The following is a 23,899-nucleotide window of genomic DNA, read 5'->3' on the forward strand; positions in this document are numbered from 1 at the left end:
ACCGTCAAGGGGTGCAGATCTGGTTAACATTTTGGTTGTCGTCGAGTCCGGCCGTCGGCTATAGCAGTGGGAGCATCGTTGGTTCTTGACCCTGAGCGTGAGATCTATCCGTTCCCGTTCGTCAGGCTGGTCAGTGCCTACGTGAGCTTCGACGCCAAGCTCAGCACTTCCGACCACGACGCGATCCTGCGCCCAATTCTTGGTGCCGGCTACAACATTGTGCTCTCGTCTTCCGATGACGAGAAGGCGGAGGGCGAACTGTTCTCGGCCGTGCACGCGGCCGACATGGTGACCGTGCTGCAAGATGGCCTGCACATCACGACCGTTCGGTACGAGCGCTGGGAGCGGTTTCGCGCTGTCGTGGCGGGACTTCTTGAGTACGTCGAGGTGGGACGGGGAATCGACCACGTCTCCGTCCGTTTCCTGGATGAGATTCGTCCCCCGGCTGCAACAGGGCTCTTCGAATGGCAGAAATACGTCCGTCTGCCGGTCGTTGCCGAAGACGTGGTGCTCGACCGTGTCGAAGGGCACTACGGCGGCCTCGTCCTCCACCTCGACGACGACAAGCACGTCAACGTGGAGTGGGCACCCACATATGAATCAGCGATTTCCGAGGGCCACCCATTGCACGGTCAATACGAGGCACCTGAGGACAGCGTCCTGGCGGTGGAGTGGACTGGATGGCGCCGATTCGAGGAACATGCGAGCGCGGATGTGACCCTTGGCGAGTTGGACTCGCTTCATGCGGTGATCAAAGAGTCGTTCTCTCGGGTACTCACATCAGACTCGCTGAAGCTGTTGAGTGGCGAAGCATGAAATCGCTGATGGCAGAGCGGAGGAACTTAGAGCGCTGGTGCAATGCCAGCACTCGCGCAGACGCGCGTCATGACACGTTCAGTTCCGCGGTGACGTCGGCCGTGTTGCTGCGGCCACCGGGCCCCTATAGATCTGCCCGTGAGAGATCAGGAGTCGTAGAGCCCATCGGTGTCGTTGGCGAACTAGAGCAGTTGACGCGGGGATTCCGGCGACGTCCGCCGTTGGAACTCTTGGAGCTTCTGAACTCGGACTTTGGCATCGCGTGGAATGACGTCGCCAAGGTCTCTGGGATCAGTCGACAAGCCGTGACAAAGTGGCGGAAGGGACAGGCGCTGCCGGACAGCTGTCGCTTCGGTTCCCTGTGCAAGCTTGCTGCCTTTGCCTCCCACGTGCAGCGCAGTGGAGGCGATCCGGGGTACTGGCTGGCGATGCCTCTGCAGCTGTTTGATGATGTCGAGTCGCACCTGTCAGTCGCCGATGTCCTGTCAGCAGGCCATTTTGAACTTGCGTTGCGCCATTTTGACCGCAGGATTTCAGACGGCGACGTCTTGACGAGGGTCTTTCCTCGCTACAGAGCTGCAGCCGATGGTCTCGCTGAAGTCGAGCTGATCGATGGTGCTTTCGTGCTCTCGCTTGACCAGTTGGGCCTTCTTGCGGCCGACGAAGAACTAGCGACCGCGCAAGACGACCTGGCGTCGCTTGTTCGGGACTACATCGTGGATTGGGACGAATATCTGTACGGCGAGGAACCGCACAATGCACGCGAACCTCTCGTGGCGAGGCTGAAGCAGGCCGATAGAGACTCGGTGCTTGAGAAGCTTCTCTTCGGGCGGTGATTCGCGATTGACAAGAACGAACACCGTCGATTCGTTGAGCTCGACAGCTGGACGTTGAGACGGGGAGCCAAGCACGACATCTACACAAAGAAAGTTGGGGGCGAAACGCTCCGCACCACCATCTCGCGTGACAAGTCCGAATACCGAGGTCTCGAAAGCGGGATTCTGAGGCAGCTCGGTGTCGATAAGGCGACCTTCTACGAAGTTCTGGGCTCCGGCAAACTGGCCCAGAGGATTCCTGATGTTGATGTCACACCACCGCCAAGTGAGATTCCCCAGTGGTGCCTCAGCCAACTGTCGAGCTATTTCAGCGACGCCGAGATCTCTGACGACCTCAGGCTCACAGACGACGAAGCCCAACATGTCGTCAAGAATGCGATCTACTCAGCTCCGACGGAGTTGGATCGAGAAGAAATCCGCGAGCGTGTGCGCGAGAGCCTGACCGACTTTAGGACGAACTGAGTTCTTGGCCATCGCGCTTCGGCTTCGCACTCTCAGCCGAGCCGACTTCCCGCGGATCGTTGAGGGTGAGGGTCCAGCCGGGGCCGAGTTCGGTGTCGAAGCGGTGCCCGAACATGGGTGCGAGCATCGACGCGGGCAGGATGCACTCGGCGCAGGCTTCGTCGGGAATGTGGAGGCGAAGGGTGATGTGGCGTCCTGCGACGGAGGCGGTGAGGTCGGCACGCAGGACCGTGGCCAGTTCTTCGACGACGTCGGCGAGCGCGGAATCGGTTGACGATGATCTCGATGCGTCGCCGCCGATCGGTTCGCGGTTGCTGACCGGGTGAGGGTCGGTGTTGGTGAGCAGGCGCAGCACGGACGGGGTCACCGCATCGGCGACGGCCATCGCCTCGGCCGTGGTCAGGCTGCCGATGGGGTGGGGCACCGTGGCGAACGGATAGTCGGCGAAGCCTGCGAGTTCGGCGATTGCCTGACCAGTGCTGGCGAACGGCTCGGTCAGGATGGCCGCGGCGGGCAGGTTGGCGGTGGGCTTGAGCATCAGCACGGCGTCGCGTGCCCCGTGCGAGTCGATCAGGTTCTGGGCGACACGTTGGAGGATCCCCGGGGCGTGCGTCTTGCCGTTGCTCACCAGGCCCAGCACGGCGCCTTCCAGAGCGTCGGGCCGCCACGCTTCACCTCGGCATAGGTCCGGGTGGCGTGAGTGAACAAGTACTCCTGCACCTGAGCGCGGCTCCAGCCAGCAGCCCCGAGCTTGCGGGCGTGCTCTGGAGCGAACACGACCAGCGAGCGGCCGGAGCTGAGCGAGCCGAACGCCGACATCGTGTCGGCGAACGTGCCCAGCAGGCCCTCAGGGTCCGGCGAGGCGTGGTTCAGCACGTTGTGGCCCGACTCGGCGGCCATCACCGTGACCGTGCTGGCCGACGGCGAGTAGCCGAGCGAGACGTGGTACGGCTCCCATGGGCTGGTTGCCTCGTCCTCCCCGAAGCACATCGCGTACTTGCCGGCCCAGCCCTGGGTGCTCTTGTCGAGCTGGCCGGGAATGGCCGCGAGACAGTTCCGCAGCACCAGCCGCACCGCTCGGCCGATCGTGGCGTTGGCCCGGAAGCCGGGACCGAAGAGGTTTTCCTTGTAGTGAATGCCGATCTCGTCACGGATCGGACCGTTGACCGCGATGAGGATTGCAGCGCCGCCGGTGCTGGCCGACACGGCGTGCAGCTCGAAGGATGGGTCGCCGGTGGCCGCGAGGGCTGCGCCCACGACCCCGAAGTACTCGGGCAGGCACCCTGCCATGACGGCATTGGCGGCCGCCTTGCGAGCAGTGACCTCGAGTCCGCGTGCGGGCTCGCGCAGCAGTACGTCGCTGGCATCCCACACACCGCCGTCCAGCATGGCTTCGACCAGCGGCTCGGTCGGCGGCACCACCGGCAGACCGTCGGTCCAGCCGGCCTCGAAGCAGGCTTCGATGGCCTGCCACGGGTCGTTCAGTTCGACGTCACGCTCTGCCGTCATTGTGATCGCGAGCCTTCGGAGCTGACGGGCAGTTGCAATCGCATCTGGTTGGAGTCAACCACTGCTCCGGCGTCGACGGGGCCGTCGGCGGACCAAACGTTCATCGAGAGCCGCCTGCGGGTTGAGGACCACTTCGACCGACGGCGGCGGTTCATTGCCTGCAAGCACCGAAACGATCCTCTCGGTGTGAGCCGGCGTGCTGCCGCAGCAGCTGCCGATCACGCCGACGCCCGCTGTGTGTGCGCGGTGCGCATGCGCGGCGAGCAATTCGGGGGTGCCGTCGTAGACCAACGCATCCTTGCGCCACACAGGCACCCCTGCGTTCGGCTTGGACACGGTAAGCGTGCCGCTGCCTGCGCTGGCAATGGCAATGACCACGGCTTCGGTGTCGGGCACGTTGTTCCCGCAGTTGGCGCCGATGGCCGCGAGATCCAGCGCCCCCAGCCGGTCAGCCAGCTCTGTGGCGGTGACGCCCATCATCGTGCAACCAGCGGTGTCGAAGCTCATGGTGACCGCAACTGGCAGGTCGCACACCGAACGCGCGGCGCGAACCGCCGCCTCGACCTCGTCGAGAGCGCTCATCGTCTCGATCCACAGCAAATCGACCCCGCCTGTCGTCAGCGCAGCGGCCTGCTCGGCGAAAGCGGCTTCGCACGCTCGCACCTCCATGGCGCCGAGCGGTGCCAGCAATTCGCCGGTAGGCCCCATGGAGCCGGCGACGAGCACCGGCCGGCTTGACCGCTCCATCTCAGCGTCGGCCTCGAGCCGGCCGATGTGCGCGGCGGCCTGGTTCAACTCATCCACCCGGCGTTCGAAGCCGTGCAGGCTCTGTCGAAAGCAGTTGCCGCCGAAGCTGTTGGTCACGATCAGATCTGCGCCCGCCTGCAGGTATCCCTTGTGGACGGCGCGCACCTTTTCGGAATGGCTGAGATTCCATTCCTCGGGAGACCATCCTGCCGACAGCCCGGCGGCGAATAGCTGCGTGCCCATCGCGCCGTCGGCCACGACGTAGCCCTTGGATTTCACCAGGTCGTTCAGTGTGGTTGTCATCGGTCTGGGTCCCTCATCGGCCGGTTGGCGGTTGCGGGCCCGTCCTGGGAGTCATGGCCGACGCGGCCAACGTACTGCCGCCGGGATTTCGCCACACAACGAGTTTTTCGCGGGCTCGGCAGCATCCGTCGTCACTTGCATGCTGATCGTGCAAGCATTTCGCCAATCGAGCGAGGAGCTTGCCATGGACGAGGTGACCTACGACGTCGACGGGCACGTGGCGACGATCACGTTGAATCGACCGGACAAGCTCAACGCGATGACCGACGAGATGTACCACGGCATCGGTGCAGCCCTCGGAGAAGCTGACGCTGATCCGGCGGTGCGGTGCATGATCGTCACCGGCACCGGCCGGGCGTTCACGTCGGGTCACGATCTCGGCGAGTTCGCCGACCGAACGGCGTGGATGCCGTGGCGCCCTGACCGCTTTGACGTCGGGATGGAGACCGCTAAGCCCACGATCGCTGCCATCCAGGGCTATTGCCTCGCGGGCGGTCTCGAACTGGCGCTGTTCTGCGACATTCGGGTCTGCGACTACACCGCACAGTTCGGCTGCCCGGAGGTGCGCTGGGCGATCCTGCACGGCTACGGGGCTTTGCGGCTGCCGGGTCTGATCGGTTCGTCGGATGCGATGCGGCTGCTGCTGACCGGTGGGTTCATCGACGCTGCCGAGGCGCTGCGAGTCGGCTTGGTCAGCGAGATGACCGCTCCCGAAGATCTGCAGTCGACGGCCCGCGGCATCGCCGACCAGATCGCAGCGAATGGCCCCGCCGCCATCCGGATGACCAAGGAGCTGGCGCTGCGCGGCCGCGAAATGTCACTGCCCGACGGCCTGCGCCTGTACCAGGAATACACCCGGGCGGCCTTCGCCTCCCCCGACGCCAAGGAGGGCTTGCGGGCCTTCGCTGAACGCCGAGACCCCGACTACGGCGCTTGATCCGGGCCCAAGTCGAGCCTGGGCTATCCCTCAAGCACAGATCGCGGGGCGTGGGTACGCTCCGGGACCGCTGCGGCTGACGGCGATTCAGGGGCGATGTGCGGGGCGTACGAGTACTGGATCTGAGTGACGGGCGGGCGGGTGCGTACTGCGCCCGGTTGCTGGCGATGGCCGGTGCCGATGTCGTGGTGGGTGAACCTCCGGAGGGCTCCGACCTGCGACGGACGGGTCTCGTCGCCGACCGGGATGGCAATGAGCTCTCGATTGTCTGGGAATACTTGCGGGCCAACACGTCGACCGTCATCGTTGATGCTGGTGCTTCGCTCGCAGAGCTGGCCGACGGCGTCGACGCCGTCGTGCTGGACGTCCAAGGTGAGCTGACCGAGACCCAATCCGACATTGCTGCGGCCCGTGAGGCGCACCCTGAACTGGTGGTGGCAGCGATCACTCCGTACGGATTCACAGGGCCGAAATCGGCCTGGCGGGCCGGCCCACTGGAGCATTGGGCGCTGGGTGGGCACATGAATCTGAACGGCGAGCCTGACCGGCATCCGCTGCCGGGCGGCGGGCCGTGGCTTACGCACCTGGTCGGCGCCACGGCCGCCATCAGCACTCAGGCCGCGCTTGTCAACGCCGCGACGGCCGACCGCGGCGACCTGGTGGAGATCTCCGCGCTGGAGGCCCTGACGAGCGCCCACCAGTGGAGCTTCAGCCTCTACACCCACAACGGTGTCACCAAGCAGCGCTGGGGGAATCGCTTCGGCGAGCAGCACCATCCGCTGGCGCTCTATGAGTGCATCGACGGCTGGGTGTGCATCGCAGCTGTTTCGATTCACCAGTGGGAGGGCTTCTGCGTTGCAATGGACCAGGTGGAGCTACTGGCCCGCGATGACTTCTATGTGCCCGCCGTCCGCTTCGACCACGCTGATGAGCTGGACGAGATCATCCGCGCCTGGGCTGCCACCAAGACCGTGGCCGAAGCGGTGGCTGCACTGCAGGACAACCAGGTTCCCTCTGGTCCGGTCGCCAGCCTCGACGACATGCTGGCCAGCCCGCAACTCGCCGCCCGGGACTATTGGGTGAACCTGAACGCGGCCGGCGCACCAGATGACGATGCTTCGGGTGCTCGGCTGCCCGGTCCGCCTGCCCGGATCCATGGCGTGACACCGCAGTTTCGCCGAGCACCAGCGCTGGGCGCGGGCCCCGAGAGCGCCGCTTCGAATGAACGTCGTTGGCCAGTCGGCATCAAGCCTTTGGCGGGTGTGCGCGTAGTGGAGTTCACGATTGCGTGGGCCGGTCCGCTGGTGTGCCGGATGCTGGCGGATCTCGGTGCGGACGTCATCAAGATCGAGCACCCGACTGCCCGCGGCCTCGCCATGCCCCCCGCCGAGATGATTTCGGCTGAGCGCGGCGACTGGGTATGGGGGCAACTGCCCGGGCCGTTGTCGCGCAATGGCATCTTCCTCGGCAACGATCCCGGTGTTGACTGGTTCAACCGACTCGGCCACTGGAACAAGATGAACCGCTCGAAGCGGGACCTCTGCCTCGACGTGAAGGCTCCCGGCGGCCGCGATGTCCTGCGTCGGCTTGTCGCGACGGCCGACATTGTGGTGAACAACTACAGCCCCCGCGGCGTTCGCTCGTTGGGGATCACGGCCGCCGAGCTGCGCGAGATCAACCCCTACATCGTGACGCTCGACATGTCCGGCTTCGGCGCCACGGGACCCGACGCCGAGAACATCAGCTGGGGCCCCGTCCTCGACGCCGCTTCGGGCTTGGCTTTCACCACCGGTTATCCGGACTCGGGCCCGTACAAGCAGGGCATCGCCTTCCCCGACGTAGTCGGCGGCCTGCACGGCACGGTGATCGCGCTGGCGTCACTGTGGCAGCACTGGCGTACCGGTGAGCCGGTCGCGGTCGACCTGTCCCAGCTCGAGACCGCCATTGCAGTCGCCGGCGACCAGTTCGGGGCAGCCTCGCTGCGTCCGGCCAGCTCTGCGCCACCGCCTCGCCGTGGGGCGCGCTCATCCGACGCTGCGCCTGCGGGCGTCTACCGCTGCCGCGGCGAAGATGCCTGGCTGGCGCTGACGGTCACCGACGACGAAGCGTGGCAGGCGTTGGCCGGAATCCTCCAGGGTGAGTGCGGCGACGAGTGCGGCTCGTCTGACTGGGCGAAGTTCGCGGCCCGTCAAGCGAACCACGACGCCATCGACGCCGTCATCGAGCGCTGGGCCAGCGCCCGCAACAAGCACGAAGCCGCCGCCGAACTGCAGGCAGCCGGCATCGCAGCCTCAGCCGTGATGACGATCGCTGACATCGTCAACGACGACCACAGCACCGCCCGCGGCCTCATGGTTGACCTCGCCCGCCCCGGTGAGCAGCCACAACACTTCCCAGGCTTGGCGTTTCGCTTCGACACCACGCCCGCCGACGTCAGGCCACCGCCCAAGCTGGGCGAGCACAACGAGGCGATCCTGGCTGAACTCGGCTACGAGCCCGACGAGATCGCCGACCTCTACGACAGCAACACCATCGCCACAGCACCGCCCGCTTAGGCCATCGTCAGCCCGCCGCTGACCGACAGCGTCTGGCCAGTGATGAAACCGGCCTCTTCGCTGCACAGGTAGACGACGGCCGATGCCACCTCGTGCGGCTGACCGATGCGCTTCATCGGCACCGCCCGAGCCATTGCCCCGATGATCTTGTCGCTCGTGTCGGTGGCCGAGGCGATCTCTTCCAACAGCGGTGTGTCGGTCGGCCCGGGACACACCACGTTCGCAGTGATGCCGCGGCGCGCCACCTCGCGGGCGATGGTCTTCGTGAAGGCGATGACGCCGCCCTTGGCACCGGAATAGACGGCCTCGCCCGACGAGCCCACCCGTCCGGCGTCGGACCCGATGTTCACGATCCGGCCAAAGCCCGCCTCGATCATGGCGGGCAGGCATCCATGCGTGGTCCGCAGCGGGCCCTTGTAGTTGATCTCGATGACACGGTCCCAGAAGTCCTCATCGGTTGTACCGAAGGGCCTGAGCTCGTCCCATCCGGCGCAGTTGACGAGGACTTCGACCGGGCCGAGCTCGTCGGCCACCGCCACCAAGCCCTGAGTCACCGAATCAGAATCAGCCACGTCCATGGGCACGGCAATGGCTCTGGCGGATTCGCCGCCGCGCTCAGCGTTGATCGCTGCGGCCGTCTCGGTGGCCTCAGGCACCCGCAGGTCAGCCACGGCCACCCTTCGTCCGTCGCGGGCCAGTCCCAGGCAGATCTCTCGCCCGATGCCTCGGCCACCGCCGGTCACCAATGCCACCCGGTCCGCGTTGCCGTTGTCAGTCACGTCTTCTCCTGTCGCCATAGTGTGTCGCTAAACGTCCCTGCAAAGGCTCGCTCACGAGCGTGTGGCGTGCGCCACCTCGCCCCACTTGTGAATCATGTCGGGGTCCTTGCGGATCTGCTCCTCGGCCAAGTACATGACCACCCGGGCCGCAGTGCCGCCATACCGGTCTTTCAGCCGGTCGGCCATCTCGTTCCAGGGTGCGACAAGGGCGAAGTGCTCGAGCATGTCATCGGTGATGACCTCGGCCATGCTGGCGATGTCGCCTGTGCGCATCAGGTCGCGCAGCTTCTCGGTGACGCCCTCGTACCCCAGATCGGTGAACTGGAACGAGTAGTTCGGGGTGGTGCCATAGAAGGCGATCTGTGTCTTGGCCCGGCGGATCAGCGGGGCCAGCTCTTCGGGCGAGTCTCCCGGCGCTGCGAAAACGGGCACGATCAGGTCGATCTCGGTGACATCGCGGCCGGCCCGCCCGGCGCCGTGGGCCACCTCGGGCAGCAGCCGCTCTCGGATGTAGTGCATCGTGTGCATTGGGTGGACGTGCACGCCATCGGCGACTTCGCCCGCCACCCCGTTCATGATCGGCCCCACTGACGAGATGTCAACCTTGACGTCGCCGTAATCGTGCTTGCGCGGTGTCCACTGAGCGGGCAGCAGGCTGAGGTTGAAGAACTCGCCCTCGTGGCTGAGCTTCTCCTCGCGGCGGAAGGCCCGCAGGCACGCCTTCACTGCGAGCACGTAGTCGCGCATACGCGCCGCAGGGCGATCGAACTCCGACGAGTAGCGCCGCACGATGTGGCCTTTCACCTGGCTGCCGAGCCCCAGCCGGAAGCGGCCGCGGGTCTCGCCGGCGAGTTCCCAGGCGAGCTGTGCTGACACCATCGGGCTTCGGGGGAACGCGACCGCGATGCCGGTGGTGAAGGTCAGGCTGGGGGCTGCTGTGGCGGCCGCGGCGAGCTGCATCCACGGCACCTGCCCGGTCTCGGTGTAGAGCATCCCGGAAAAACCGGCCCCTTCGACGGCTTGCGCCAATTTGGCGGCCTCACCCCACGTTGAGGAGCCGGTCATCAGGTCAAATTCCACGGCGGCACCACTCCTTCGGGCTGCAGGTGGCTCGGACCACCAGTGCCCACGAACGCACGAACTCGCTCAACGTAGCCCCGCCGCCGGTTCGCGTCCGTAGTGACTCATCGGTGCGGCCCATCGGCTGGGCGTGTTACGGGAACGTTGGCCTACGCTGCGGCGATGGCTGAAGGTGCGAAATACGACTGGCTGCTGCTCGGGGATGCCGTTGATCGAGCGGCTCGCATGTGGGGGGACCGCCCGGCGGTGGTCTTCGGCGAGCGGCGCTGGAACTACGCCGACTTCGCCGCCGAGGTGGACCGTGTGGCGAAGGGTTTGATGGCGCTGGGGGCCCAGCGGGGCGACCACGTGGCCGTGTGGATGACCAACCTCCCCGAGTGGCTGTGGCTCCAGTACGCCATCGCCAAGGTGGGGTGCTGCATCGTGCCGCTGAACACCCGCTACCGCACCGACGATGTCGCCTACACGGTGGCGCAGTCCGAGAGCCGGTTCATGATCTCGATCGACCGCTCGGGGCCGATCGACTACCGCGAGATGCTCTGCGAGGCCTACCCCGGGATCGTTGAGGCAGGGCACTTGGAGCGCCTCGTGTTCACCGGCGAGCCCCGTGATGACAGCCTTGCGGACACCGGGAGCTGGGGCGGCCTGCTGACCGCGGGCGAGAGCGTTACCGACGCCGAGCTAGCCGAACGGGCAGCCAGCGTGACCGTCGACGACCGCATGATGCTGGCGTATACCTCGGGTACGACTGGGCACCCCAAGGGCGTCGTGCATACCCACCGGCCGTTGCGAAACAGCCGTGAGCGCGCCATGTTGCTGGGCCACACCCACAACGACATTCACATGAGCTACCTGCCGCTGTTCCACCTGTTCGGCTTCGGCGAAGTGTCGATCCAGGCGGTGCTCTCCGGTGGCTGCCAAGTGCTGTTCGACGTCTTCGACCCTGCGGCGATCCTGGCAGAAGTCGAGTCGCTCGGCGGCACGGTCCTGCACGGGTTCGATTCGCACTGGGGCGACCTGCTGCGGGCTCAGCAAGAGCACCCCCGCGACGTGTCCAGCCTGCGGATGGGAACCCTGGCTGCAGGCATGGAGTCGTCCACCCCAGTGGCCCGCCGGGCACAAGAAGTGTTCTGCCCGACGGTTTCCGGCTGGGGCATGAGCGAGTCGTGGGCGTTCGTGAGCTGCAGCCACCCCACCCACAGCGTCGAGCAGCGCAGCGAGGCTTCCGGCTACCCGATGGACGACATCGAGTTCCAGATCCGCGACCCCGACACCGGCGACGAATGCCCGCCCGACGTTCCTGGGGCGCTGTTCGTCCGGGGCTACACGGTGATGGAGGAGTACTGGCGCCGCCCCGAAGCCACCGCCGAAGTGCTCGACAACGACGGCTGGCTCGACACCGGCGACATCGCCCGGATGCGGCCCGACGGCCACGCGGTCTTCATCGGCCGCCACAAGGACATGCTGAAAGTGGGCGGCGAGAACGTCTCACCCGCAGAAGTAGAGGGCTACCTGCTCGATGTCGACGGCGTCGAACAATTAGCCGTAGTCGGCTACCCCGACCCCCGACTAGTCGAGGTCCCCGTCGCCTTCGTGCAGCGCACCGCCACAGCCCCAACCGACCTCACCGAAGATGCCCTCCTAGAGCGCTGCCGCGGCCGCATAGCCAGCTTCAAGATCCCCCGCCATGTGATCTTCGTAGACGAGATGCCCACCACGCCCTCAGGCAAGATCCGAAAAGTAGAGCTCCGCGACTGGGCCCTAGACCGCCTAGGAAACCCCACCCACGCCTAACGCGTTGCCAGCGGCTACGGCCCCGAGAACGCCATGGCCGGCGCAACCGGCCCGCCCAGCGTGTGGTCGGTCACGAGCCCCATGGACCGCTCGCTCTCGCGGTTCTTGACCTCCGAGCGCGCCACGACGTGGTGGTGTACCTCGTCGGGACCATCGGCAAGCCGCAACGTGCGCTGCGCGTGCCACATGTCAGCCAGCGGGAACCATTGCGAGACACCGGCAGCGCCGTGCATCTGGATGGACTCGTTGATGATGTCGCAGCACTTCTCGGGCACCATCGCCTTGACGGCGCTGACCCAGACGCGGGCCTCTGCGTTGCCGAGCGTGTCCATGGCCTTCGCGGCACGCAGCACCATCAGCCGCATGGCCTCGACCTCGATGCGTGAGCGCGAGACGATCTCCATGTTCTTGCCCAGGTTGATGAGCTTCTTGCCGAAGCCCTCACGGGACAAGCCCCGGTCCACCATCATCTCGATGGCCTTTTCGGCGGCGCCGATGGAGCGCATGCAGTGGTGGATGCGGCCCGGGCCAAGACGCAGCTGGCTGATCTCGAAGCCCCGGCCCTCGCCGAGCAGGATGTTGTCCTTGGGCACGCGCACGTCCTCGAAGGTAATGTGCATGTGTCCGTGCGGGGCGTCGTCAGAGCCGAAGACGTGCATCGGGCCCAGGATGTTCACGCCCGGTGCGTCGATCGGCACGAGGATCTGCGACTGCTGCTTGTAGGTGTCCGCATCGGGGTTGGTGCGGACCATCGTGATCATGATCTTGCAGCGCGGGTCGCCCGCCCCTGAGATGTAGAACTTCTCGCCGTTGATGAGCCACTCTTCGCCGTCGAGCACAGCGTTGGTCTGCACCTGCTTGGCGTCCGAGCTCATCACGGCCGGCTCGGTCATGGCGTAGGCAGAGCGGATCTTGCCCTCGAGCAGCGGTTCAAGCCACTGCTGCTTCTGCTCGGCGGTGCCTACACGCTCCAGGACTTCCATGTTGCCGGTGTCAGGCGCGGAGCAGTTCAGGCACTCCGACGCCAGCCGGTTCTTGCCCAGCTCGTTGGCGATGTAGGCGTAGTCGAGGTTGCTGAGGCCCTGGCCGGTCTCGGCGTCGGGCAGGAAGAAGTTCCACAGGCCCTGCTCGCGTGCCTTGGTCTTGGCAACTTCCAGCAGTTCGAGCTGCCCGTCCCCCCAGCTCCAGCGCTCTTCGCGGTTCTCGCCGAGGCGGTGGAACTCTTCGGTGATGGGATCGACCTCGTCGCGGATGAACGTCTTCACGGCTTCATACAGCGGCTCGACCGAAGTCGACATCCGCAGGTCGAAATCGTCCATGCTCGCTGATCTCAATGCTCCGCCAACCACAGCGGCTCCTCTCATTCGCACCTGCAGCGCTTGCCTGCGCCGAGCGCAGAGAACCCTACCGAAACGAGGTGGACGATTCTGAGTGCGGCACTGCTGGTCACGGTTGCATATCCCCGTTCGGACGGCGATGCGCCAGTACTTTCGAGGGCCATGTTGCAATGCGTGCGGGGAACGTGCACTGAGGCGGCCACGGCGGGTCTGGGCTATGACATCGTCCGCACCATGGCGTGGATTTACGATCTCGACGCCGCAACGATGGCGGGAGCACGTCGCAATCGGGACGTCGTCGTCCCGCTGTGCCCAATGCACGCTGACCGGATCCGCGTCCCGCTGGGCTGGGACTTCCAGGACCAGCGAGTCGCCGAACCCAAGCCGGAGCCGATGCCCGCCGATATCACGGAGCCGCTCTTCGAGCCCCGTTCGCGGCCCGAACCCGAGGCACTCGCCGAACCTTTGCCCCAAGAGCAGCCCTCCATGCTCGAACGGGCCTTTCGGGCCGCGCCTGTACGCGGCCGCTGATCCGCTGCGGCGCTACAGCAGGCTTGCGCCCCGCACTGCGGTGAGCACCAGGCGGCCCTGGGGATTCATGGTCGCTCGATAGCGGATGCCGTCAGCGTCGGCGAGCACCAGCTCGTTTCCTTCGTTGGCGACATGCAGTTCGAGGCCGAGTTCTTCAGACAGCTCGATTCGGCTGGCCTCAAGCGCAGATCGCATCCTGGTGCGCCGCTGAGCTTCCAACAGGTCCATGTCGTAGTCGACAAAGTCCCCTGGCTCGGTCCCACTGGGCCGCATGCCGCCACTCTCGCACACCCAAGAGTCCTGCCAAAGCACCTGCCCACGCTCCCGGTCGCGCGCCACTAGCGTGATCGCGTGAGCCTGTGGCTGGCAGTTCCGCTGTCGCTGGTGTTCATCTACGTCGTGTACCGGCTCGGTCTACGGATGATGGCGACGTTCTCGCGGCCGATTCCGCCGCCGCCCCCACCGGGGGAGCTACGCCGAGTGCGCTTGACCTACCGCTGCAGCCTGTGCGGAACCGAGATGCGCATGACCCGGGCACCGGTTCAGCACCCCGAACCGCCTCGGTGCTGCAGCGAGGACATGGATCTGGTGGCGAACGCTGACGAGTAGCGCTGGTTCTGCACAGATTTTCCACAACCTGGGGAAATCACATCAGTGTCATTCACTGGTTCTCAGGTATGTCATGAGCCGCTCGGGCCATATCCCCGTGTTGCGGCGTCCCTCTTGACTCGGTGAATGCGGCTATCGCCAGCGGGTCGCGAGCAGGATGCCGACCAGCACGACACCCAAACCCACCGCAATCCATGCACTGTGGGGGCTGCTGGGCAGCCAGCTCAGGTAGTTCGACACGATCACCGCAGTGCCGGCGGCCAGCAGTGCGCCGATGAGCCAACCGAACCACGGCGCGCTCTGGGGAACGTGGCTGCTGGCAGCGTGCTGTTGTTGCTGCGCGTTCTGCGGGCGAGTGCCCTTGGGAGTGATGCGGCTGGTCTTGCGTGGCCTTGCCATGGCAGCTCACCCTAGAAGCATCAAAGCCTCGCGTCGCGGGAACACGCGGTTCACGACTCGCTCGGGCTTCCGCTCTCGGAGGCGGGCTCTTCGCCAGAGCTCGATTCGTCGAGGGCTTCGCCGATCACCATGGTGACGGTATCGAAGTTGATTCTGATGACCGTGCCGGGTGCAGGTTCGAACGTGATCACCTGCCCGTCGGCGGCGTCTCCGCCCGCGACCTCTTGGGTGCGCCGTTCGACGGTGAAACCGAGTTCTGTCATCGCGGCAGTCGCGTCGTCGGGTTCGAAGGTTCCGAGGGCCTGCAGGCTTGGGACCGTTGCCATCTCTGGCGGCTTGAACAGGTGGAGTACGACCTCGGATCCGGCGATGAGCACGGTTCCGGGCTCGGGACTGACCTCGCGAACAACGTTCGTATTGACATCGAGATTCGACACCTCGCGCGCCGAGCGCTTCACCGAGAAGCCCATTGTCACCAGTGCGTCTTCGATCCGGTCGGCAAGAGACGTGCCGAAGTCTTCCAGCGACGGCACGACCAGCTCTTCGGGCCCATCGGAGACGATCAGCGTGACCACGCTGCCCCGCTCCACCGAATCGGTGGCTTCGGGGCTGTTGCGAATGACGGAGCCTTCGCTGAACTCGGTGGAGAACTCCCGCTCGACGCGGTCGACGAGACCGAGGCGGGCCAGTGTGACGCGCGCGTCGTCGATGGTCTGCCCGACCAGGCGCGGAACCTCCACCTCGCCCCGACCCGCCGAAACCGTCAGCGTCACCTCGGTCCCTGCAGGTCGCTCTTCGGTGCTTGCGATGCTCTGCTCGGTCACCTGTCCGACTTCGAGACTGTCGTTGCGCACGTCAACTCGCTCGACGCTGAAACCTGCCGCGACGAGCACCGCTTCGGCCTCGGGATACGGCCTGCCGAACACATTGGGCACCGTCACGAGCGTTGTCGGCGCCGCGGCGAACAGCGTGATCGGACGGTCCGGGTTGTTCGGCTCGGCCAGCAGCAGGCCTGCACGTGGGTTCTGCTGGAAGACGACGTTCTCCTCGATGTCGTCGCGTTCGGAGAATTCGATCGTGACGAAATCGAAGCCGACATCTCCCAGTTCGCGCTCGGCTTCGGCGAAATGCAATCCGACGACATTCGGCACTCGCAGCCGAACGTCGGAAGTGTCGTCCGGTGCTGCGATGCCCGTCGTCGGGCCACGATCGTTGACGAGCAGGAACACGAGCCCTGCAATGACCAGCAACAACACGACCAACAGCGTGATCCACATGGGCGTGCGGTCGGGCGGCTCGACGGCGGTGGGAGCTGGCGGGTATGCGGGCGGATAGCCGCCGTAGCCCTGCGGAGGCGTCGGGGGTGCGCCATAGACAGGCGGCTCGGCGGCCGCCGGCGCGGTCGCGGGTACCGCAGCCGGCGCGGGCTCCGTCTTGATGGCGGGGAAGTAGGCCGTGATGTCGACCGCGGCGGCATGTGTTGGCTGGCCAGCACGGAAGCGCAGCAAGTCGTTGCGCATTTCCGCAGCCGAGCCGTAGCGCGCTGCGGGCTCCTTTGCGAGACCGCGCAGGCAGATGGCCTCGAGCTCGTGCGGTACGTCGGCGTTGAAGCGCGACGGTGGCACCGGCGGTTCTTGGACGTGCTTGTAGGCGATGGAGACCGGACTGTCGCCGGTGAACGGCGGTCCCGAGGTCAGGATCTCGTAGAGCACGACCGACAGCGAGTACACGTCGCTGCGCGGGTCGGCGTCTTGTCCTTGGGCCTGTTCTGGGGACAGGTAGGTGGCGGTGCCCATGACGGAGCCTGTGCGCGTCAGGTCGTCCGAGCCGCCGCCGAGCGCCCGGGCGATGCCGAAGTCGGCGACTTTGACTTGGCCCGATTGGGTGATCATGACGTTGCCGGGCTTGATGTCGCGGTGAACGACGCCGTTCGAATGGGCGAAGGCGAGCGCCGCGGCGATGTCGATAGCGATGTCAGCCGCCCGGTCCGGATGCAGCGGGCCATTGCTGCGGATCACCTCGGCCAGGCTGCGTCCTTCGACGTACTCCATCACGATGTAGTAGGTGCCGTCGTGGTTGCCCCAGTCGTACACGCCGACCACGTTGGGTTGGCTCAAGTTCGCAGCCGCCTGTGCTTCGCGGCGGAAGCGTTCGACGAACGACGAGTCGTTGGCGAGTTCCGGGAATAGCACCTTGACGGCGACCGGCCGGTCCAGCAACCGATCGCGTCCCAAGAAGATCTCGGACATCCCGCCTCGCGCGATGCGGCTGAACAGCTCGTAACGGCCGCCGAAGATCGGGTTGTCGTTGTCTGCCATGGGCACTGAGCAGTCTCGGGGAACGGGTTTGCCGAATCGGTCCGCCGGTCCGGCGGGGTGCGCCTGCGGGAGTCGGTTCAGGGACCGTCGACGACCGAGGTCGGGATGGCCCGGCGTGCAAGCGCGGCTTCTGCTGCGGTTGCAGCGATCAACGATGCCAAGGTACCGCCGGGCTGCCGCTCGTCTGCGTCAAGCCGCACATCTGTCTCGACGACGACGGCAACTGCGACCACCGGATTTTCCGCCGGCGCCAGCAGCACCGCCCATTCGCCGATCTGCGTGACGGCTGCGGTTGTGGCGTCGACGGTGACGACGACGCCTTCGGCCACAGCTGCTCTGGTTTGGGTGGTCTCGGTCGGGGCCAGACGCAGCGATGCCTGCTCGGCGGCGGCGGCCATCTGACGGAGCAGATCTGCTGCCTCGCCGGAATCGAACAGCTGGGCCACATCGGTCGGTTCTGTCGCTTCGATGCCGCTGCCCGCAGACGGCTCGCCCGATGCTGGCTGTGATGCCGGTCGGGCCGTGATGCGCTGGACGACGAATGGGCGTGTCAGTGCGCCCTCGTTGGCGACCGCTGCAGCGGCGAGTGCGAGCTGCAACGGCGTGATGGCTGTGTCGCTGCGAGAGCCGCTGCCGTCGAGTTCTGCGGGAAGGTCCATACCCGTGACGCCGTGGGATCGGACTGCCCGTCGGATCAGCTCGTCGGCCTCGGGTGCCTCCGCAATCAGCTCGTAGTAGCGCTGGTAGGCAAGCGATAGTGTCGGCTGCCGACGCGTATCGGTTCCGGTTTCGCCAGTGTCTGATGCGCCAGTCAGCTCATTGGGATCGAAGCTCGGTCTTGACCACATTGCGATGACTGCACCGGTGGCAGGATCGAGCACGACCACGGCGCCGTCGCGGTCGCCGAGCGCTGCTCGTGCGGTGAGCTGTGTGCCGTGATGGACGGTGAGATCCAAATCGCCGACACGGCCGCTGTCAGCGAACAGATCCGCCAGTCGGGTGATCGAGATGTCCGCGGCGCTGCCGGAGAGATGGGAGTTGTAGGTGCGTTCCAGACCGGCGACTCCCAGCGTCGGCGAGAGATAACCGACGATGTGGGCATACAGGTGCCCATGGGGGTAGTCGCGCAACTGCGGCGAGCCGGAATCGTTGTTGCCGTCCAACGCGGGCGCGATGGTCTCGCCGTCAGCGGTGGTGATTGCACCCCGTGCGATGCCGATCGACGCGATTGCCGACCGTGTGTTGCGAGGGTGCGCCCGGAGATCTTCCGCCGAGAAATACCCGAGGTTGGTGAGCTGGACCAGCAGCACGACGAACCCTGCGACGAGTACGACGGTGAGCTTCGCTATTCGACGATTCACGATGCGGGCAGCTCGTCGTTCGGCGGTTCGGGTGTCACCGGCTCGATTGCGTGGGCGAGGGTCGACTCTTCGGTCGGTGTGGGACCGGCTGGGGGTGCGGGGACGTGCAACTCGCCCGTTGGGGCCAGTCTCTGGCGTTCTGGTGAGCTGCGCGGCGGCGCAGGCGGCGGCGCAGCGGCGGCGCCTTGTGCCAGGCGGGCCCCGACATCGGAGTCCGACACGCCCAAGAGAACGGCTGTCAGCATGCAACTGCCCACCATTGCGGCTGGCCCGTAGGCAACGAACGGCAATGCGAGCGCCGTTTGCGGCAGCAGGCGCAATTCGCCGGCGATGCACAGGAGTGCCTGCAAGCCGAGCACGGCGGTGACCCCCACAGCCAGCAAGCGATTCGTGCCGCGAGCGCGCTGCGCGATGCCCGCGCCGATGCCGATGAGGAGTACGAATGCGGCCAGCACCGCAGCACCGCCCAGAATCCCGAGCTCTTCGGAGATGACCGCGAACACGAAGTCGCTGTGCGCCCCGGCAATGCGTTCGGGCGCGCCAAGGCCGGGACCGACGCCGCCGATGCCTCCGGTGCTGAACGCGAAGCCTGCCTCGACCGATGCTGCGTTCCCTGGTGCTGTCCAGGGGTCCAACCAGTGGCGCACCTGCGATGACAGCGGGTCGTACACCGAGGTCAGCACGGCTGTGCCTGCCGCGTACGTCGCGACCACCGCTTCGAGAGCACGCGTACGGCCCGCGAGCCCGACGACTCGCAGGTTGCCGCTTCCACCCTCTGTGCCATCGAGCCATAGCGGCAGCCAGGCGGCGGCGAACACGACGAGCGAGAGCGCGAAGTCGCCCTGAGTGACGAGCAGCGTCCACGCGCCGACGGTTGCGACGATGGCTCCCGCAGCGTGGCGATGCGGCAGCAGCTGTGCCGGCAGCCACCGCGGCGCGGTGATGGTGAGCCCGCAGGCCGCAATGACGATCAACAGTTTGGCGACGGCGTTGGGCTGGACGCTGAGCGGTCCCAGTGCCAGCCAGAGGGGCGGGGGGTCGTAGACGCCGCCCGAGGTGTCGATGCCGCCGACGCCAAAGTTGCCCAGGCCGATTCCGACAGCCGCGGCGAGCGCACATGTGCCCGGCTTGCGCAGCAGCCAGTCCAGGCGCCGCAGGGCGAACAACGTCCCGACGAGCGCAGCAAAGCCCGCCGCTACGGCGAACGCGTGCCCGCGCGCCAACGCGGGGTCGATGCGCGCGACGAAGACCCAGCCGAGCCCGATGAGCAAGGCGACGATGCCGAAGATGACCTCGTTGCTGCGCGGGGCCAACCGCGAGATGGCCAGGCGTGCCAGCACGCCGCACATCAGCACTACGCCGAGCCAGACAGCGCTGGACCACAGCGCGTCGGCGTCGGCATCGCGGGTGACGCCGACAGCAGCGACCGCAAACACGCCGCCGACGATGACGACGGCAAGTGCCCCGAGCGCGGCATCGGTGCGGCGGCGGGCGCGCAGCTGGGGCCTCAACGCGAGCGGGAACGCCGCCAGCTGCGCCGCTTCGTGGTGCCTCCGGCGTCGGGGTTGGCCTGCGTTTGCACAGCAGCCGGGTTCTCGGGCCCGACATCGACAGAATCGATGACGACGTCCACGACCAGTGCCGTCGAGTTGTCTCGGCCGCCCTTGTCGTTGGCTTGGCGCACCAGCGCTCGGGCGATCTCGGATGGGTGCTGCTCGCTGTCCAGCACCTCGGCGATCTCGAAGTCAGCGAGCTCGTTGGTGACGCCGTCGGTGCACAACAGGAAGCGGTCGTTGCCGGTGAGGTCGAGGATCCAGTCGTCGACGCTGACCTCGGGCTCGACCCCGATGGCTCGCGTGAGCGTGTTGCGCCGCGGATGGTCGGCGGCCTCGTCGATGGTGAGGTCGCCGGCGCGGATCATCTCGGCCACGAAGTTGTGGTCGATGGTCATCTGGGTCAGCTCACTGCTCTGGTACCGGTACACGCGGGAATCGCCCACGTTGACCAGGCACCAGACCCGGCTTTCGTCGCGCTCCACCACAGCGATGGCGCACAGCGTGGTTCCCATGCCTGCCAGATCGGGATGCGCCTCCGAGCGGTGAAGTACAACCTGATTAGCGTGACGCACCGCCGCCAACAGTTCGTCAGGCGTGGACGGCGAGTTCGCCGCCACGGTCCTCACTGCGAGGCTGGACGCGACGCTGCCGCCCAGATGGCCGCCCATGCCGTCGGCAACCACGAACAGGCCGATGTCGGCGTACATGGCGTCCTGGTTCTCCGAGCGGCGCAGACCCCTGTCGGATGCTCCGCCCCAGCGAATGCGCATCTGGCGGGCTGCGGCACTCATGGCTGCACAGTCTTGCCGCTCAACGTCGCCTCGGCACCCGCCGGGCGGTGCGGGAGCCGCGCGACGGCGGTGCGCGGGTTGACCGCGAATGGGGTACCGAGCCCGCAGCGCTGGCTCACGTGCTGACTTCGAACACGGTCGAGCCGACTTGGACGTAGTCGCCGAGGCGGACGACCGATGTCGTGGCCACCTTCTGGCGGTTCAGGTAGGTGCCATTGGTCGAGCCGAGGTCTTCGAGCAGGTGCTGGCCCCCTCGGCGATACAGCCGGGCATGCTCGGTGGACGAGTAGCTGTCGTCGATGACAACGTCGCACTCCTCGCTGCGCCCGATGGTCAGCGCGTCGCCGAGCAGGTGACGTCGCCCTTGGGCGTCCAGCGGCGAGCGCACCACAAGCGCGACCGGTTGCGCGACGACAACTCCGTCCTCGCGTCCGTCGCCTCGGAATGCAAGCAGCGACTTCCAGCTGCTCTGGTTGCGTGGAGCGGCCACGCCCGCCCACACCGCACGCAGCACTCGAAAGAAGAACAGGTACAGCAGGACGATGACGCCGAATGCCAGCAGCCGGATGAGCTGATCGGACATCAACCCAGCTCCAAGCGCAGCTTGTGCTCGTCGATGGTGACGGTGTCACCATCGACGAGTCGCTCGCTGACCACCTCGATGTCGTTGCGCAGCGTGCCGTTGACGCTGGCAACATCTACGAGCAACAGACCGTCCCCCGTGTCGCGTATGTGGGCATGCCGACGTGACACTCTGGGGCCGTCGAGCACGATGTCGCAATCGCCGCGGCGACCGATGACGGTTGATACGCCAAGTTCGTAGGTCGTTCCGTCGCTGTCGACCAAGTTGTGGTCGCCCACGACGGCCGAGTCTAGAACGGCCCGTCGCAGAGTCCTGATTCTGCGCCAGTCCCGACACGCGGGTCGGAAAATCGGGCGTCCCCACAGGGCGGGTAGTCTGTCTCGCCCACGCGCGAGTGGCGGAATTGGCAGACGCGCAGGCTTCAGGTGCCTGTGCCCGTAAGGGTGTGAGGGTTCAAGTCCCTCCTCGCGCACCCAGCTTCCGAAGTGCGGATCACAGGCGCTAGTCCAGTGCGCCCTCGTGGCGCAGGAGCAGGCTCTTGGTGTCCAGGCCGCCGCCGAAGCCGGTGAGCGAACCGTCGGCGCCGATGACGCGATGGCATGGCAGCACAATCGGCACGGGGTTGCGGCCGTTCGCCTGCCCGACTGCTCGCACGGCTCTTGGCCGCCCGATCAGGGCCGCCTGTTCGCCGTAGCTGCGAGTGCTGCCGTACGGGATCTCGCCCAGTGCCCGCCACGCCGCCACCTGGAACTCGGTGCCTCGCAGATCGAGGGGCAGGTCGAAACTGGTGCGCTCGCCGCTCCAGTACTCGGTGATCTGCGCGGCAGCCTGCGCCAGCACCGGATGATCCGGATCGTCGCGCATCACCTCCGGCAGCTTGACGGTGGTTTCGTCGCCGTGCCACGACACGGCGCGCAGGCCGCGGTCGGTGGCCGCCAGCCCGAGCGGACCGATGGGGCTTGCGATGGTGGTGCACCAGTGCTCGTCCGCATCGGCGGCGTTGCGGTCGTCGGCGGGAGGGGTCGGGCTCATGTGCTGCTCCGGTCGGTTGGGTTCGAGATGGCTGATCTGGCTGAGACGGCCGACTCGGCCGAGATGGCTGGATCGGGGGACCATGCGGCGGCGCGGCTGGCCCCGCCGTTGCCGGCGTGCCAGATGTGCTGCGCTGCCCAGGCACGGTAGGGGCGCCAGCGCTGCGCCAAGGCCTCCAATTCGCGGGCGCTGACATCGTGGCCGACGAGGTGGGCGACGTTGCGCCGCAGGCCCAGGTCGCCGGCCGGGAAGGCGTCGTCGTGGCCCAGCACTCGCATGGCGATGAGGTGCGCGCTCCACGGACCGATACCCGCGAGCTCGCACAGACGCGCTACGGCGTCGTCGATGGGCTCAGCTGAGCGCAGATCGATGTCGCCGTTCGCCACCGCCTGAGACAGGCCGACGATCGTGTCGATGCGCCGTTGCGTGAATCCGAGCCCGGCGAGGGCAACGACTCCGGCATCCGCGATCGCCGTCGCACTTGGGAACAGATGGGTGACCGGCGCGCCCCCTTCGTCGCTCATTTCGCCTCCAGCGTCGATTGGCGTACCTAGGCGCGCCACGATGCGCCCGCACATGGTGGAAGCACCGGCCAGCGAGATCTGTTGTCCCACCACGATCCGCACGGCGGTCTCGAACCGGTCCCACGACCGCGGCACTCGCAGACCGGGTGCGGCGCAGATCAGCGGTCCGACGATCGGGTCGTCGCCCAGCACGGCGGCGGCGTCAGTGGGGTCGGCGTCGGTGCCCAGAAGGATCCGGCACCGGGCCACGTCGTCGATGATCGAGTCGTAAGTCGGCAGATGCAGCCGCAGCCGGACGTGCTGTGAGTCTCGGGCATCGCTTACTTTGGCGATGCCTGCGTAGCCGCACACGCTGATGCTGCGGGTGTAGGCGCCAGAGTTCACGGCTTCCACGCCTGGGATGGCCCGCGACGCCTGATGTTCGGCAAATGCCTGGAAATTGAACGGCGCGACGTAGGGCACCAGCAGTTCGAGGCCGCCATCGAGGCCCGCCCGCTCGCCCCGGCGTCGCTTCGAGCGCAGTTCGGTGGGGGTGAACTTGAACGTTGTCGTTATGGCGCGGTGAAGCTGGCGGGGCCCGCCAAGTCCCGCAGCACGCGCAATCGCATCGAACGGCAAGTCGGTGTCGTCGATCAGGCGGCGGGCGAAGTGCGCCCGCCGCGACCGCGCGATGGTTGCGGGCGTCGCTCCGACGTGTGCTTCGAACAGCCGACGCAGCTGGCGGCCGCTGTAGCCGACGCGCGTGGCGAGAGCTTCCTCGTCATGGTCGTCGAGAAAGCCGTCGGTGATTGCCAGCAGCGCCGCAGCGACTGGCGCCGGGACATCGAGATCGGCCAGCGAACCGGCACGGCGTTCGGGTCGGCAGCGCAGGCACGGCCGGTAGCCCGCGGCCTCGGCAGCCACCGAGCTGGAGTACCACGACACTTTGTGCGGATGCGGCTGAGCCGAGCATTCGGCCCGGCAGTAAATGCCGGTGGTTGCAACCGCCTCAACCCGCAGTCCGACTCGCATGAACAGAGTCTGCCCCGGCGTGCCGGACA

24 protein-coding genes and 1 tRNA gene are annotated in these 23,899 nt (G+C 66.6%); 9 read left to right on the top strand and 16 right to left on the bottom strand.

All coding sequences use genetic code 11. From position 1 onward, the window contains the following. Positions 1 to 66 precede the first annotated feature (66 nt). From ACQY5K_RS13105 to ACQY5K_RS13115, 3 genes are all read left to right on the top strand, one after another. Entirely contained in the window at positions 67 to 816 is a 750-nt protein-coding gene (locus ACQY5K_RS13105; RefSeq protein WP_428115966.1) for a TIGR04255 family protein, read from the top strand. Positions 817 to 1,244: 428 nt separating this feature from the next. Further along, on the top strand, positions 1,245 to 1,652 hold the full coding sequence (locus ACQY5K_RS13110) for a hypothetical protein (RefSeq protein ID WP_428115968.1): 408 nt from the start codon (positions 1,245 to 1,247) through the stop codon (positions 1,650 to 1,652). Between the two features lie 54 nt (positions 1,653 to 1,706). Next, positions 1,707 to 2,114 (top strand): hypothetical protein, encoded by a 408-nt coding sequence (locus tag ACQY5K_RS13115; protein WP_428115971.1) that lies wholly within the window; start codon positions 1,707 to 1,709, stop codon positions 2,112 to 2,114. On the opposite strand, the gene ACQY5K_RS13120 is transcribed toward ACQY5K_RS13115, so the two are convergent. From ACQY5K_RS13120 to ACQY5K_RS13130, 3 genes are read right to left on the bottom strand one after another with little or no spacing between them, the layout of a single operon-like run. Next, a complete protein-coding gene (locus ACQY5K_RS13120) occupies positions 2,101 to 2,754 on the bottom strand; it encodes a UGSC family (seleno)protein (RefSeq protein WP_428115974.1) in 654 nt (217 codons plus the stop codon). The two genes, ACQY5K_RS13115 and ACQY5K_RS13120, sit on opposite strands and share 14 nt — an antisense overlap. Beyond that, complete coding sequence (locus ACQY5K_RS13125) at positions 2,739 to 3,623, bottom strand: hypothetical protein (RefSeq protein ID WP_428115977.1); 885 nt, start codon at positions 3,621 to 3,623, stop codon at positions 2,739 to 2,741. The genes ACQY5K_RS13120 and ACQY5K_RS13125 overlap by 16 nt, the downstream gene beginning before the upstream one ends. Positions 3,624 to 3,677: 54 nt before the next feature. After that, positions 3,678 to 4,673, bottom strand: coding sequence for a homocysteine S-methyltransferase family protein (locus ACQY5K_RS13130; RefSeq protein WP_428115980.1), 996 nt, complete (start codon positions 4,671 to 4,673; stop codon positions 3,678 to 3,680). Between the two features lie 184 nt (positions 4,674 to 4,857). Here ACQY5K_RS13130 and ACQY5K_RS13135 point away from each other — a divergent pair, with 184 nt between their 5' ends. Together ACQY5K_RS13135 and ACQY5K_RS13140 are read left to right on the top strand one after the other, a co-directional pair. Continuing rightward, positions 4,858 to 5,610: an enoyl-CoA hydratase/isomerase family protein gene (locus ACQY5K_RS13135; RefSeq protein WP_428115983.1), complete on the top strand. Its 753-nt coding sequence runs from the start codon at positions 4,858 to 4,860 to the stop codon at positions 5,608 to 5,610. A gap of 98 nt (positions 5,611 to 5,708) precedes the next feature. Then, positions 5,709 to 8,165, top strand: coding sequence for a CoA transferase (locus ACQY5K_RS13140; protein ID WP_428115986.1), 2,457 nt, complete (start codon positions 5,709 to 5,711; stop codon positions 8,163 to 8,165). Here the strand turns inward: ACQY5K_RS13140 and ACQY5K_RS13145 are convergent. Both ACQY5K_RS13145 and ACQY5K_RS13150 read right to left on the bottom strand, forming a co-directional pair. Further along, entirely contained in the window at positions 8,162 to 8,944 is a 783-nt protein-coding gene (locus ACQY5K_RS13145) for an SDR family NAD(P)-dependent oxidoreductase (protein ID WP_428115988.1), read from the bottom strand. The two genes, ACQY5K_RS13140 and ACQY5K_RS13145, sit on opposite strands and share 4 nt — an antisense overlap. A gap of 51 nt (positions 8,945 to 8,995) precedes the next feature. Then, positions 8,996 to 10,024, bottom strand: coding sequence for a TIGR03617 family F420-dependent LLM class oxidoreductase (locus tag ACQY5K_RS13150; protein ID WP_428115991.1), 1,029 nt, complete (start codon positions 10,022 to 10,024; stop codon positions 8,996 to 8,998). Positions 10,025 to 10,186: 162 nt separating this feature from the next. On the opposite strand from ACQY5K_RS13150, the gene ACQY5K_RS13155 reads away from it, so the two are divergent. Then, positions 10,187 to 11,818 (top strand): class I adenylate-forming enzyme family protein, encoded by a 1,632-nt coding sequence (locus ACQY5K_RS13155; protein ID WP_428115994.1) that lies wholly within the window; start codon positions 10,187 to 10,189, stop codon positions 11,816 to 11,818. Positions 11,819 to 11,832: 14 nt separating this feature from the next. On the opposite strand, the gene ACQY5K_RS13160 is transcribed toward ACQY5K_RS13155, so the two are convergent. Continuing rightward, on the bottom strand, positions 11,833 to 13,137 hold the full coding sequence (locus ACQY5K_RS13160) for an acyl-CoA dehydrogenase family protein (RefSeq protein WP_428115996.1): 1,305 nt from the start codon (positions 13,135 to 13,137) through the stop codon (positions 11,833 to 11,835). Positions 13,138 to 13,317: 180 nt separating this feature from the next. Here ACQY5K_RS13160 and ACQY5K_RS13165 point away from each other — a divergent pair, with 180 nt between their 5' ends. Then, positions 13,318 to 13,686 carry a DUF3499 family protein gene (locus tag ACQY5K_RS13165; RefSeq protein WP_419921593.1) on the top strand — a complete coding sequence of 123 codons (369 nt, stop codon included), beginning with the start codon at positions 13,318 to 13,320 and terminating at the stop codon, positions 13,684 to 13,686. A gap of 12 nt (positions 13,687 to 13,698) precedes the next feature. Here ACQY5K_RS13165 and ACQY5K_RS13170 read toward each other — a convergent pair whose 3' ends face one another. Further along, a complete protein-coding gene (locus ACQY5K_RS13170) occupies positions 13,699 to 13,959 on the bottom strand; it encodes a hypothetical protein (RefSeq protein WP_428115999.1) in 261 nt (86 codons plus the stop codon). A 78-nt stretch (positions 13,960 to 14,037) separates the two neighbouring features. Between ACQY5K_RS13170 and ACQY5K_RS13175 the strand changes: the two genes are divergently transcribed. After that, positions 14,038 to 14,295, top strand: a complete 258-nt coding sequence (locus tag ACQY5K_RS13175; protein WP_419921595.1) for a hypothetical protein — start codon at positions 14,038 to 14,040, stop codon at positions 14,293 to 14,295. A 132-nt stretch (positions 14,296 to 14,427) separates the two neighbouring features. Here ACQY5K_RS13175 and ACQY5K_RS13180 read toward each other — a convergent pair whose 3' ends face one another. From ACQY5K_RS13180 to ACQY5K_RS13210, 7 genes are all read right to left on the bottom strand, one after another. Further along, entirely contained in the window at positions 14,428 to 14,694 is a 267-nt protein-coding gene (locus tag ACQY5K_RS13180; protein WP_419921596.1) for a cell division protein CrgA, read from the bottom strand. Positions 14,695 to 14,744: 50 nt separating this feature from the next. Next, complete coding sequence (pknB, locus tag ACQY5K_RS13185) at positions 14,745 to 17,012, bottom strand: Stk1 family PASTA domain-containing Ser/Thr kinase (RefSeq protein ID WP_428116002.1); 2,268 nt, start codon at positions 17,010 to 17,012, stop codon at positions 14,745 to 14,747. Positions 17,013 to 17,089: 77 nt separating this feature from the next. Then, positions 17,090 to 18,373: a penicillin-binding transpeptidase domain-containing protein gene (locus ACQY5K_RS13190; protein WP_428116004.1), complete on the bottom strand. Its 1,284-nt coding sequence runs from the start codon at positions 18,371 to 18,373 to the stop codon at positions 17,090 to 17,092. Beyond that, positions 18,370 to 19,884: an FtsW/RodA/SpoVE family cell cycle protein gene (locus tag ACQY5K_RS13195; RefSeq protein WP_428116007.1), complete on the bottom strand. Its 1,515-nt coding sequence runs from the start codon at positions 19,882 to 19,884 to the stop codon at positions 18,370 to 18,372. Before ACQY5K_RS13195 ends, ACQY5K_RS13190 begins: the two co-directional genes overlap by 4 nt. Continuing rightward, entirely contained in the window at positions 19,881 to 20,720 is an 840-nt protein-coding gene (locus ACQY5K_RS13200) for a protein phosphatase 2C domain-containing protein (RefSeq protein WP_428116009.1), read from the bottom strand. Before ACQY5K_RS13200 ends, ACQY5K_RS13195 begins: the two co-directional genes overlap by 4 nt. Positions 20,721 to 20,835: 115 nt before the next feature. Beyond that, positions 20,836 to 21,303, bottom strand: coding sequence for an FHA domain-containing protein (locus ACQY5K_RS13205; protein WP_428116012.1), 468 nt, complete (start codon positions 21,301 to 21,303; stop codon positions 20,836 to 20,838). Then, positions 21,303 to 21,581 carry an FHA domain-containing protein gene (locus ACQY5K_RS13210; RefSeq protein ID WP_428116015.1) on the bottom strand — a complete coding sequence of 93 codons (279 nt, stop codon included), beginning with the start codon at positions 21,579 to 21,581 and terminating at the stop codon, positions 21,303 to 21,305. The genes ACQY5K_RS13205 and ACQY5K_RS13210 overlap by 1 nt, the downstream gene beginning before the upstream one ends. A 110-nt stretch (positions 21,582 to 21,691) precedes the next feature. Here ACQY5K_RS13210 and ACQY5K_RS13215 point away from each other — a divergent pair. After that, positions 21,692 to 21,775 (top strand) — tRNA-Leu (locus tag ACQY5K_RS13215). Between the two features lie 29 nt (positions 21,776 to 21,804). On the opposite strand, the gene ACQY5K_RS13220 is transcribed toward ACQY5K_RS13215, so the two are convergent. Continuing rightward, the gene (locus ACQY5K_RS13220) at positions 21,805 to 22,335 is read right to left on the bottom strand and encodes a methylated-DNA--[protein]-cysteine S-methyltransferase (RefSeq protein ID WP_428116018.1); all 531 of its coding nucleotides are present in this window, start codon (positions 22,333 to 22,335) and stop codon (positions 21,805 to 21,807) included. After that, positions 22,332 to 23,870, bottom strand: a complete 1,539-nt coding sequence (locus ACQY5K_RS13225) for an AlkA N-terminal domain-containing protein (RefSeq protein WP_428116021.1) — start codon at positions 23,868 to 23,870, stop codon at positions 22,332 to 22,334. The genes ACQY5K_RS13220 and ACQY5K_RS13225 overlap by 4 nt, the downstream gene beginning before the upstream one ends. Between the last annotated feature and the right edge of the window lie 29 nt (positions 23,871 to 23,899).

The sequence above is a fragment of the Candidatus Poriferisodalis sp. genome (genome assembly GCF_965262965.1).
Classification (GTDB): Bacteria; Actinomycetota; Acidimicrobiia; order Acidimicrobiales; family Poriferisodalaceae; genus Poriferisodalis.